Origin of the sequence: Providencia rustigianii, from assembly GCF_900637755.1 — a bacterium.
GTDB classification, from domain to species: Bacteria; Pseudomonadota; Gammaproteobacteria; order Enterobacterales; family Enterobacteriaceae; genus Providencia; species Providencia rustigianii.
This window is the reverse complement of record NZ_LR134396.1, coordinates 3373446-3384248: the sequence shown is the minus strand read 5'-3', so window position 1 is coordinate 3384248 and position 10803 is coordinate 3373446. Positions and strand designations below refer to the sequence as shown.

13 protein-coding genes are annotated in these 10803 nt (G+C 40.5%); all 13 read left to right on the top strand.

Annotated features, from left to right (window positions below; all coding sequences use genetic code 11):
- Positions 1 to 24: 24 nt before the first annotated feature.
- The 13 genes from cutD to ugpQ all read left to right on the top strand — a co-directional run bounded on the left by cutD (position 25) and on the right by ugpQ (position 10355).
- On the top strand, positions 25 to 975 hold the full coding sequence (gene cutD / locus EL244_RS15615) for a choline TMA-lyase-activating enzyme (protein WP_112837581.1): 951 nt from the start codon (positions 25 to 27) through the stop codon (positions 973 to 975).
- Positions 976 to 988: 13 nt separating this feature from the next.
- Positions 989 to 1381 (top strand): BMC domain-containing protein, encoded by a 393-nt coding sequence (locus tag EL244_RS15610; protein ID WP_126462145.1) that lies wholly within the window; start codon positions 989 to 991, stop codon positions 1379 to 1381.
- Positions 1378 to 2022: a phosphate propanoyltransferase gene (locus tag EL244_RS15605; RefSeq protein ID WP_126462142.1), complete on the top strand. Its 645-nt coding sequence runs from the start codon at positions 1378 to 1380 to the stop codon at positions 2020 to 2022. The genes EL244_RS15610 and EL244_RS15605 overlap by 4 nt, the downstream gene beginning before the upstream one ends.
- A gap of 22 nt (positions 2023 to 2044) precedes the next feature.
- Positions 2045 to 2728 (top strand): hypothetical protein, encoded by a 684-nt coding sequence (locus EL244_RS15600; protein ID WP_126462139.1) that lies wholly within the window; start codon positions 2045 to 2047, stop codon positions 2726 to 2728.
- A 52-nt stretch (positions 2729 to 2780) separates the two neighbouring features.
- A complete protein-coding gene (locus tag EL244_RS15595) occupies positions 2781 to 3194 on the top strand; it encodes a DMT family transporter (protein WP_006814368.1) in 414 nt (137 codons plus the stop codon).
- 20 nt (positions 3195 to 3214) lie between these two features.
- Positions 3215 to 3541 (top strand): DMT family transporter, encoded by a 327-nt coding sequence (locus tag EL244_RS15590; RefSeq protein ID WP_006814367.1) that lies wholly within the window; start codon positions 3215 to 3217, stop codon positions 3539 to 3541.
- A 161-nt stretch (positions 3542 to 3702) separates the two neighbouring features.
- Positions 3703 to 4038 carry a tRNA-binding protein gene (locus EL244_RS15585; protein WP_126462136.1) on the top strand — a complete coding sequence of 112 codons (336 nt, stop codon included), beginning with the start codon at positions 3703 to 3705 and terminating at the stop codon, positions 4036 to 4038.
- A gap of 70 nt (positions 4039 to 4108) precedes the next feature.
- A complete protein-coding gene (locus EL244_RS15580) occupies positions 4109 to 4810 on the top strand; it encodes a helix-turn-helix transcriptional regulator (RefSeq protein ID WP_126462133.1) in 702 nt (233 codons plus the stop codon).
- Between the two features lie 621 nt (positions 4811 to 5431).
- Positions 5432 to 6748, top strand: a complete 1317-nt coding sequence (ugpB, locus tag EL244_RS15575) for a sn-glycerol-3-phosphate ABC transporter substrate-binding protein UgpB (RefSeq protein ID WP_126462130.1) — start codon at positions 5432 to 5434, stop codon at positions 6746 to 6748.
- A 67-nt stretch (positions 6749 to 6815) separates the two neighbouring features.
- Complete coding sequence (gene ugpA / locus EL244_RS15570; protein ID WP_039854797.1) at positions 6816 to 7703, top strand: sn-glycerol-3-phosphate ABC transporter permease UgpA; 888 nt, start codon at positions 6816 to 6818, stop codon at positions 7701 to 7703.
- Positions 7700 to 8545: a sn-glycerol-3-phosphate ABC transporter permease UgpE gene (gene ugpE / locus EL244_RS15565; RefSeq protein ID WP_126462127.1), complete on the top strand. Its 846-nt coding sequence runs from the start codon at positions 7700 to 7702 to the stop codon at positions 8543 to 8545. Before ugpA ends, ugpE begins: the two co-directional genes overlap by 4 nt.
- A 2-nt stretch (positions 8546 to 8547) precedes the next feature.
- Complete coding sequence (locus EL244_RS15560) at positions 8548 to 9618, top strand: sn-glycerol-3-phosphate import ATP-binding protein UgpC (protein ID WP_126462124.1); 1071 nt, start codon at positions 8548 to 8550, stop codon at positions 9616 to 9618.
- A complete protein-coding gene (gene ugpQ / locus EL244_RS15555; protein ID WP_126462121.1) occupies positions 9615 to 10355 on the top strand; it encodes a glycerophosphodiester phosphodiesterase in 741 nt (246 codons plus the stop codon). The genes EL244_RS15560 and ugpQ overlap by 4 nt, the downstream gene beginning before the upstream one ends.
- Positions 10356 to 10803: the final 448 nt, after the last annotated feature.

The following is a 10803-nucleotide window of genomic DNA, read 5'->3' as shown; positions in this document are numbered from 1 at the left end:
TAAGATTGTTTTGGAGATGCAATGATGAATGCAGCGACAGAAATAAAGGGGCGGATATTTAATATCCAGAAATACTCGATTTATGACGGTGATGGTATCCGCACGCTGATTTTCCTCAAAGGATGCAATATTCGTTGCCCTTGGTGTGCGAACCCTGAGGGGTTAAGTAGCCAGTTTCAAGTGATGTTTTCCCACGACAAGTGTGTAGGTTGTGGTAAGTGTGTGGATGTCTGTCCTGCGGGGATCCATTACATGACAACCAACGAACAGGGAGAAAAAATTCATCGAGTTAATCGTAGCATCGACTGTATTGGCTGCCGCAAATGCGAAGAAGTGTGTATCTCTGATGCGTTAGACATTATGGGAAAAGATGTCACTGTCTCGGAAATGATGGAAATCATTATGCAAGATTATGATTTTTATATTTCTTCTGGTGGTGGTGTCACGATTGGCGGTGGCGAGATGAGTTTACAAACCGACTTTGCTGTCGAGCTATTGCGTGAATGCAAAAAAATGATGATCAACACGGCGGTGGAAACTCAAGGCACCACATCTGTCGAAAATTATGAAAAATTAGCGGAAGTTGTCGATTTATTTCTGTTTGATTTGAAGCACATCGACACAGTACAACATAAAAATTTATTCGGTATTGGTAATGAAAATGTGCGTCGTAATTTCGAACGGTTAATGGAATTAGGGGCCAATGTGGTGATGCGTATGCCGTTGGTTCGTGGATGTAACGATTCTTTTGATGCCATTACTGGGGCGATTGAATATGCCATGGAATTGTCAAAACGCGGTAATTTAAATCGCATCGATATCTTACCTTATCACCAGCTTGGTCGCGGAAAATACGACAAGCTCGACATGATTTATCCCATCAAGAAAGACCCTACCTACAGTACCGAAGAGTTAGACCAATTAGAGGCTTTCTTTAAAAAATTCGATTTTGATATTCGATTGGTTCGTCACTAAGTAGGAGAGAAAGATGAAAAGTTTAGGTGTGATTGAAACGTATGGACTGACGTCTGCAATACAGGCCGCAGATGCAGCATGTAAGGCGGCAAGTGTAGAGATTGCGGGTTATCGAAAAATTGGTTCTGGGCTGGTTTCTGTCTATTTTCAAGGGGAAATTAGTGCAGTAAGAACCGCCGTTGACCATGGTGCATCGGTTATTAACCATCAAGACTTATTAAAAGGCACACTAGTGATTGCTCGCCCTGATGAGAGTGTTATTGCCAAATTATTATCAGTAACCCATGAATCGAGTGAGCACGCGCAACGCGTCGAAAAAACGGAGATTGTTACACCGATTGTTGCTCAGGTTGAAAGTGTGATGACTGAGGAAAAAGTGGAGCAGCGCAAAGGTAAAAAATCATGATAAACCAGCAATTGATGGGGAAAATTCTATCGCGTTTGTCTGTGTCAAATGCGGTTCCAATGATGGATAGTCCCATTGCAATTCCTGTTGGCGTTTCTAATCGTCACGTTCACCTATCAGATGAAGATGTCGAGGTTTTATTTGGCAAAGGTTATCAACTCACACCATTCAAAGAATTAAAACAGCCGGGACAATTTGCGGCTAAAGAGTGTGTGATGGTGGTGGGACCTAAAGGTTCCATTAGTAAGGTGCGTGTATTAGGACCCACTCGTCCTAAAAGTCAGCTCGAAGTCTCAAAAGCAGATTGTTTCGCATTGGGAATAAAAGCACCCGTGCGTGAGTCGGGCGATTTAAATACATCGGGAAGCGCTTTATTAATTGGGCCAGCAGGTCACGTTAATTTATTGGAACAGGTGATTTGTGCACAGCGCCATATTCATATGAATGTCATGGATGCTAGAACACTAAATGTCTCCAATGGGCAGCGAGTGTGTGTGCGTACTGAAGGTGAGCGCAGCCTAGTATTTGATGAAGTTGTTGTTCGAGTAGATGCAAGGTTTTCTCTGGAATTTCATATTGATACAGATGAGGCTAATGCAGCAGGGTTACGCAATAATGACAGCGTATTTATTGTCAGTTAAGCGATAAACGAGTGGTGGCAATATGAATGAAAAATTAATTGAGCAGATCGTATTACGGGTACTGCAGCAGATGAAACGGCGGGTGTTGGTTTTATTGTCTCCGAGCCAAGGGTATCAACAGGCGGTCTACCAGCGTTTAGTCCAATTACCAGCAGTTTCTTTTTCTTTCTATGCCACCAAGGAGATGTTAACGAAATCGAATATCGAACAATGGCAGGAACTTGGGCAATTATTGGATTTAACAAGTTTTAACGCTGAAAAAATCACTGAGTATCACTGTGTTTTTTTACCTTTCATCCAAACTAAGACATTAAATGAAGTGGTACATGGCTTATCAGTGAGTGAAGAAAGTCAGTTTGTTTTACACGCTCTATCACAGAATATTCCAATAATGGCATTGAAATACCATTGTTGCCCTGATAGTGAGTTAAACCAAATATTAGGCCTAAATAAAAATGAACAATATGGAAATTTAATAAAAGAGAATATTAATAAAGCAATTTCATTAGGTATTCAATTCGATACATTTAATAATATTGAAAATAAAATACTCATTAAAAATGATGAGATATCGAATGAAAATAAAATAGACCAGAATCGCTATATTACTTTGAGAGAAGTAATGAATGACCCAAAGGAATATTCCCTAAATAAAAATAAATTGACAGACTCGGCAATGGATTATTTAAAGTCTCTAAAAAAATAAATTTCATTTCAATTTAATATTTTAAACGTCTATCTATGTAGGAGTATTATCTATGTCCTCTAAAGCAAAAGCATGGCTTTGGATGCTGGCGGTTATTATTTCTGAAACCTCAGCAACATCCACATTAAAAATGTTCGATAATAGTGAAGGAACAACCAAATCATTATTATTAGGCTTAATCGTCGTTCTTTATGTCATTTGTTATTACTCTCTTTCTCGCGCAGTAAAATATATTCCCGTTGGGCTAGCTTATGCGACTTGGTCAGGTACCGGTATTTTAATGGTTTCTACATTAGGCATGATTTTTTATGGGCAGCACCCTGATATGGCAGCAATGATTGGTATGGGCGTGATTGCTTCAGGTATCGTGATCATGAATCTGTTTTCTAAAATGGGCGCCGATGAGGAAGAGCCAGCTGAAAATTCAGAGGCATCAATATCTTCAACGAATAAAGTCGCTCATTAATAAGTAAAGAGGAAAAGAGAATGTTTACTGGATTTTTATGGCTGGCGCTGTCGATTGGTTCAGAAATCACTGGCACATCAATGATCAAAAAAACCAATAGCTTTAGTAAATTAGGCCCATCAATACTCGTGATTATTGCCTATTGCTTATGTTATTTCGCGTTAACCCGTGCGATGGGTTATATCCCAGTGGGTGTGGCATATTCATTATGGTGTGGTTTTGGGATTGTCGGTGTCACATTAGTTTCTATGATTTTATATAAACAAAAACCCGATGTTCCAGCGGTGTTTGCGATGGGGTTAATTATCTCTGGTGGTATTATTATGAACACCTTCTCAAATATGTAGTGAGCAGCACAATACTCATATAGGCATTGATTATTACTTGTCTAATCCGGTAATAATCAATGCGTGTTTTACGATATAAAATGAATGTTTGGCGCTAAAATAAATTTTCTTTCCTATGATAATTTAACTGCCTATTGGTGGTTTTATTTAGGAATTAAGTGATGCAAGTTATTGAGTGGGATGATTTCACGAAAGTTGAATTACGCGTTGGTACTATTATTCGTGCTGAAATAAACAATAAAGCTAGAAACCCAGCTTATGTTATGGATGTCGATTTAGGGGAATTGGGGATTAAGCGTTCAAGCGCTCAAATCACCGTGCATTACACCCCAGAAGATTTAATTGACAAACGTATCCTATGTGTTTGTAATTTCGAAGTTAAACGTATTGCAGGCATAAAATCTGAAGTGCTAATTACCGGTGCTCCTGATGAAACGGGGGCGATTGTATTGGCCGAATTTAATTTACCTGTCCCTAATGGTTCTCGCTTAGCTTAATCAGTGATACTGCATTTTATTGATTAAAGCAGCTATACTCCTATTGTATTTTTCTCAGTAGGAGCTTCCTTTGTTGTTACCTGAATTGCATTTTCGCCAATATTCTGACGAAGTTATTTCTCATCAACATGATGGGCAGTGGCAGGTGGTATTTGCGTTATCAGGCTCCATGGAAATTAATATGCACCGCCAACACTGGCTATTGAATGCAGGGCAAGGTGTCGTGATCCCGCCAAGTGTAAGTCATGCTTTTAGTGGGGAAATCGGCAATCAAAACTATGTGTTAGAAATGCCCGCGACAGCGCAATGGGCATTGAATGAGAAAATGACGCACTTTTCGCTCACCCCTGCTGCGATAGGATTGCTTAATTGGCTGAAAAACTTCCCACAAGCTCCTGAGCAAAATTTTTCTGTCGCACGTTTATTATTGGCTCAATTAAAGTCTGAGAATCGTTGGATTGATCAGTTCAGTCAGTGGATTGAATTGAGATTACATTTACCGCTTAGCTGTGAGGATATTGCTTCAGCATTTTTTATGTCTATCAGTACGTTGCAGCGCAAGATAAAAGTCGAAGCAGGAATGACTGTGATGCAATTTTTATTGCAAAAAAGAATGGAAGCAGCGGGTAGTCTCTTGTTGACCCAGCAGACGATTGAGCAAATTGCAGCATTAGTGGGGTATGATTCGCACTCCGCATTTGGTCAAGCATTCCGACGATTTTATGGCAAAACACCCCAAGAATATCGAATTCAGATGCTATCTCATCGCTAAATTGATTTTTCATCAATAAATGAATATGAAAAATTATTTATTTAATTTTAGTGAATATTTCAATTTTATTTTGATGATTATTTTTTGAGGTTTTATTTTTAGTTATCATTCATAAAATTAAAAGTTAGTTACATGATATTTTTTTGAAATTGAATTATTTGTTAAATATTGTTTTTTATCCTAAATTCATATGAGTAAGTGACTTTATTTTAATGTGGTACATCGCTAATAAATCTATTTAATTATTATCTATACTAAATAAATTCAAGGTGAAAAATGTGGATAGAATGACGCTGTCAGCTAAATTATTTTTAGCTTCGATTTTTACTGGTTTATTTATGCTCCCAATTTTTTGTTATATGCTCATTTTTAGCTAATATTAAAATGACACATAGATAAAGCCATCAATTTATATAATAGGAAATATTGAAAATATTCTCTATCTGTCATGGTATTGTCATTTACTAGCGATGTGTTTGTCATGGTTCCGTCATATCATCGCTATATTTCTGTCATTTCTCGGTGATAAATTCTCTCTCGAACATACACTGCGTGAATTCGCACATTTTTGTGTAAATTTCGGCGGTGTAAATCTCAGTAATCATAAAGAGAGAAAATGGCATGGCATCGATAAAACATTCTGCTCTAGCAATGATGTTAGGTTTTGCTTTCACCAGTCAGGGAATGGCCGTCACAACGATTCCCTTTTGGCACTCAATGGAAGGTCAACTCGGTGAAGAAGTGAATTCCCTTGTGACTCACTTCAATGAAACTCATCCAGATTACAAAATTGTTCCAACCTATAAAGGGAACTACGAGCAGAGCCTCGCCGCAGGAATAGCTGCATTTCGTTCTGGAAACGCTCCCGCTATTTTGCAGGTTTATGAAGTGGGCACGGCGACAATGATGTCATCGAAAGCCATTAAACCGGTGTATGAGGTTTTCCAAGATGCAGGAATCAACTTCGACGAATCCCAATTTGTTCCGACAGTATCCGGTTATTACAGTGATGCTAAAACGGGTCATTTACTCTCCCAGCCATTCAATAGTTCCACGCCAGTGCTGTATTACAACAAAGAAGCGTTTAAAAAAGCCGGATTAAACCCATATGAGCCTCCTAAAACATGGCAGGACTTGGCGCAATACACCGCTAAATTACGTGATTCAGGAATGAAATGTGGCTATGCCAGTGGGTGGCAAGGTTGGATCCAAATCGAAAACTTCAGCGCTTGGAATGGGCTACCAGTCGCCTCAAAAAATAACGGTTTTGATGGCGCTGATGCGGTGCTGGAATTTAATACTCCAGCCCATGTTAAACATATCGCCCGTTTACAAGAGATGAATAAAAATGGCACTTTCAGCTATTTAGGACGTAAAGACGAGCCAACCGAAAAATTCTATAACGGTGATTGCGCAATTATTACAGGTTCTTCTGGTTCCCTCGCAAATATCCGTAAACATGCCAAATTTGATTTCGGTGTTGGCATGATGCCATACGATGCAGAAATTCCAACGGCACCACAAAATGCAATTATTGGCGGCGCTAGTTTATGGGTGATGAACGGTAAAGATCCGGCCACCTATAAAGGTGTTGCACAATTTATGCAATTTCTTGCAGAGCCAGAGAATGCGGCTAAATGGCATCAAAATACCGGCTATTTACCTATTACGACGGCGGCTTATGAGCTGACTCAGAAATCCGGTTTTTATGATAAGAACCCTGGCGCTGATATCGCCACGCGCCAAATGTTAAACAAAGCACCACTGTCTTACACCAAAGGCTTACGCTTAGGCAATATGCCACAGATCCGCACCATTGTTGACGAGGAACTTGAATCAGTTTGGTCGGGTAAGAAAACGCCACAACAAGCGATGGATGCTTCCGTTGAACGTGGTAATCAATTACTGCGTCGTTTCGAAAAATCCACTCAGCAGTAAATTCTCAAGCCCCTCTTGGGAATAAGGGGGGCTTGGTATCACTGAATCAGAGTTTATTGGGTTATTTATGTCATCATCTCGTCCCGTTTTTCGTTCCCGCTGGTTACCTTATGCTTTAGTTTTTCCGCAGCTCATTATCACGGTGATTTTCTTTATTTTGCCGGCAGGACAAGCCCTTTGGTATTCACTACAAAATATCGATCCCTTTGGGTTATCAAGTGAATTTGTTGGATTGGAAAATTTCACTCAGCTATTTAGTGATAGCTATTACTTAGATTCTTTTTATACCACGATGATTTTTAGCGCATGGGTGGCGGGAAGTGGTCTACTGATTTCCCTTTTTTTGGCTGCGTTAGTCGACTATGTGATTCGAGGAAGCCGTTTTTATCAAACCCTCATATTGCTACCTTATGCGGTTGCCCCTGCGGTTGCCGCAGTATTGTGGATGTTTTTATTCAGTCCTGGGAGAGGGTTGATCACCTATGGATTAGAATCTTTAGGGTATTCGTGGAATCACGCTCAACATAGTGGTCAAGCCATGTTTTTGGTGGTGTTAGCCTCAGTTTGGAAGCAAATCAGCTATAACTTTTTATTTTTCTTTGCGGCATTGCAGTCAATTCCGCGCTCTTTGATGGAAGCGGCGGCGATTGACGGTGCAGGTCCTATTCGACGCTTTTTTAAAATCTCATTACCGCTCATTACGCCCGTGAGCTTTTTCTTGCTGGTGGTGAATCTGGTCTATGCCTTTTTTGATACTTTCCCCGTGATTGATGCCGCCACAGGAGGCGGTCCTGTACAGGCGACGACGACGCTGATTTATAAAATCTATCGTGAAGGTTTCTCGGGATTAGACCTCTCTTCATCCGCTGCGCAATCCGTGATCTTAATGTTTTTAGTGATCATCTTAACTATCGTTCAATTTCGTTTTATCGAACGTAAGGTACGTTACCAATGATTGAAAAAAATCGTGGGCTCGCTATTTTCAGTCACAGTATGCTGACGTTAGGTATCTTGATTATTTTGTTCCCTCTGTATGTGGCATTCGTTGCCGCAACGTTGGATGACAAAGCGGTCTTCGATACACCAATCACTCTGATCCCAGGCTCTCATTTATGGGAAAATATCAGCAACATATGGAATAACGGTGTAGCGGCTAACAGTGCCCCATTCTGGTTAATGTTAGTAAACAGTACCATTATGGCGCTGGTCATCGCCTTTGGAAAAATCACTATTTCAATGTTATCGGCATTTGCCATAGTTTGGTTCCGCTTCCCGTGCCGTAGTTTATTTTTTTGGATGATTTTCATCACATTAATGCTGCCAGTGGAAGTGCGTATTTTTCCAACGGTCGAGGTCATTTCCAACTTAAACATGGTGGACAGCTATGCGGGACTCACGTTGCCACTTATCGCGTCTGCGACAGCAACGTTTTTATTTCGTCAATTTTTTATGACTTTACCCGATGAATTAATTGAAGCGGCACGTATTGATGGCGCTTCTCCGATGCGTTTTTTCTTCGATATTGTTTTGCCATTATCCAAAACCAATTTAGCGGCGCTTTTTGTGATCACTTTTATCTACGGTTGGAATCAATATTTATGGCCAATCCTGATCGTCGCTGATCCGAGTTTAGGAACTGCTGTTGCAGGGATCAAAGGCATGATTGCCTCTGGAGAAGGAACCACTCAATGGAATCAGGTGATGGCGGCAATGCTGTTAACCTTAATTCCTCCTGTTGTTGTTGTATTAGCGATGCAGCGTGCCTTTGTGCGTGGCTTGGTCGATAGTGAGAAATAACCATGGCAGAATTAAAACTACAGGCTGTTAGCAAAAGTTGGGATGGCAAAACCCAAGTGATTAAACCCTTAACGGTGGATGTTGCTGACGGTGAATTTATTGTGATGGTGGGACCATCCGGTTGTGGAAAATCCACGTTATTGCGTATGGTCGCGGGGCTGGAGCAAGTCACCAGTGGGGATATTTGGATTGATAGAAAACGTGTTACCGATCTTGAACCAAAAGAGCGTGGTATCGCGATGGTATTCCAAAACTATGCACTTTATCCCCATATGAGTGTGGAAGAAAACATGGCGTGGGGGCTGAAAATTCGCGGTATGGGGAAGGAAATTATTCGCCAAAAGGTGGCTGAAGCGGCGCGTATTTTAGAACTTGATGGTCTGCTTAAACGTCAACCTCGTGAGCTATCAGGCGGACAGCGTCAGCGGGTAGCGATGGGGCGTGCAATTGTCCGTGACCCTGCGGTTTTTCTATTCGATGAACCGCTTTCTAACCTAGATGCCAAACTACGCGTGCAAATGCGTCTTGAACTGCAACAACTTCATCGCCGTTTAAAAACCACCAGTTTGTATGTGACTCATGACCAAGTTGAAGCCATGACACTTGCACAGCGCGTGATGGTGATGAACAAAGGTATTGCCGAGCAAATTGGTTCTCCAGTGGAGGTCTATGAGCGTCCTGCGAGTCGCTTTGTTGCCAGCTTTATTGGCTCTCCTGCAATGAATTTATTGGAAGGTACTTTGAATTCTGATGGGACTCGTTTTGAGCTAGTGGGTGGAATATCTCTTCCGCTGGGTAAGTCATATTTACAGTGGGTAGGGCATGGGTTAACGTTAGGAATTCGACCTGAACATTTACAGCTTAGCACTGCGTCTAAAGGGGGTATTCCATTGATTGTAGAAACGCTGGAGATGCTTGGTGCTGATAACTTAGTGCATGGTCAATGGGGCGGACAAAAAGTGATTGTTCGTCTTGGTCATGAACAGCGACCGCAAGTCGGTACTACGCTGTGGCTTGATATTCCGCAAGCCCATCAGCATTTTTTTGATACTCAATATGGACACCGTTTATGAGTCATTGGCCTTATCCAAAAATTGTCGCCCACCGAGGCGGTGGAAAATTAGCACCGGAAAATACGCTTGCCGCCATTGATGTGGGAGCGAGCTTCGGGCATACCATGATTGAATTTGATGCCAAATTATCTCGTGATGGCCAAATTTTTTTACTCCATGACGACACTCTTGAGCGCACCAGTAGCGGAGCTGGAATTGCGGGAGAGTTTGATTGGGAACAATTAGTTAAAATTGATGCAGGTAGCTGGTATAGCCCACAGTTTGCTCACGAGCCTCTGCCATTATTATCGCAAGTTGCTGAGCGTTGCCAACAGCATGGCATGATGGCGAACATTGAAATCAAACCAACTACGGGTTTAGAAACCCAGACTGGCACCGTGGTTGCTCTGGCGGCTCGTCAGTTATGGCAAGGTCAAACAGCACCGTTACTCTCTTCATTTTCCATTGAGTCTCTTGAAGCTGCTCAAGCCGCAGCACCTGAATTGCCACGCGGTTTATTGCTGGAGGAGTGGCGAGAGGATTGGCGTGAACTGACAACACGTTTAGGCTGTGTCTCTATCCATTTAGATTATTTGTTATTAGATGAAGATAGAGTTCGTCAGTTAAAAGCCGCAGGACTGCATATTCTCGTGTATACGGTGAATGACCTCGCACGAGCGAAATTGTTATTAGATTGGGGCGTGGACTCTATTTGTACTGATCGTATTGATTTGATTGGGCCAAATTTTCCAGATTAACTTATTCAATAATCCATCAGATGAAATGAATTTCATAAATAAAAAAGTAGATGCAAATATAATGTATCTGCTTTTTTATTTTTATTTATAAATTAAAATGATAATTTACCATATAAATAATGTGGATAATAATGATGGGGCGGAATTATTAAAGTGAAGTCTATTTGTTCAACTAGATTATAATTTGCAAAAAATTAATCATTATTATGTTTTTATAAAAAATAGCAGAAGATAATGGTAGTTTCTTTCATTAATATTTTTAACGTAAATATATCTTTTTCGTGTTAATTAGTCATTTTAAATGACTTATTATTCATCGCTAATTTAGTTTCACGTATTAATTTAATTTTTGGCTGCTTTTTATTGGAAATTTAAATGGTATGCATTTTTATTGATATGTATTTTACAGGATGTGAAAATTAAGTTTGACTTAGTGATTTATTTGATA

Coding starts and splice junctions, on each gene's coding strand:
- cutD (WP_112837581.1), top strand. CDS start 25: ATGAATGCAGCGACAGAAATAAAGGGGCGGATATTTAATATCCAGAAA.
- EL244_RS15610 (WP_126462145.1), top strand. CDS start 989: ATGAAAAGTTTAGGTGTGATTGAAACGTATGGACTGACGTCTGCAATA.
- EL244_RS15605 (WP_126462142.1), top strand. CDS start 1,378: ATGATAAACCAGCAATTGATGGGGAAAATTCTATCGCGTTTGTCTGTG.
- EL244_RS15600 (WP_126462139.1), top strand. CDS start 2,045: ATGAATGAAAAATTAATTGAGCAGATCGTATTACGGGTACTGCAGCAG.
- EL244_RS15595 (WP_006814368.1), top strand. CDS start 2,781: ATGTCCTCTAAAGCAAAAGCATGGCTTTGGATGCTGGCGGTTATTATT.
- EL244_RS15590 (WP_006814367.1), top strand. CDS start 3,215: ATGTTTACTGGATTTTTATGGCTGGCGCTGTCGATTGGTTCAGAAATC.
- EL244_RS15585 (WP_126462136.1), top strand. CDS start 3,703: ATGCAAGTTATTGAGTGGGATGATTTCACGAAAGTTGAATTACGCGTT.
- ugpB (WP_126462130.1), top strand. CDS start 5,432: ATGGCATCGATAAAACATTCTGCTCTAGCAATGATGTTAGGTTTTGCT.
- ugpA (WP_039854797.1), top strand. CDS start 6,816: ATGTCATCATCTCGTCCCGTTTTTCGTTCCCGCTGGTTACCTTATGCT.
- ugpE (WP_126462127.1), top strand. CDS start 7,700: ATGATTGAAAAAAATCGTGGGCTCGCTATTTTCAGTCACAGTATGCTG.
- EL244_RS15560 (WP_126462124.1), top strand. CDS start 8,548: ATGGCAGAATTAAAACTACAGGCTGTTAGCAAAAGTTGGGATGGCAAA.
- ugpQ (WP_126462121.1), top strand. CDS start 9,615: ATGAGTCATTGGCCTTATCCAAAAATTGTCGCCCACCGAGGCGGTGGA.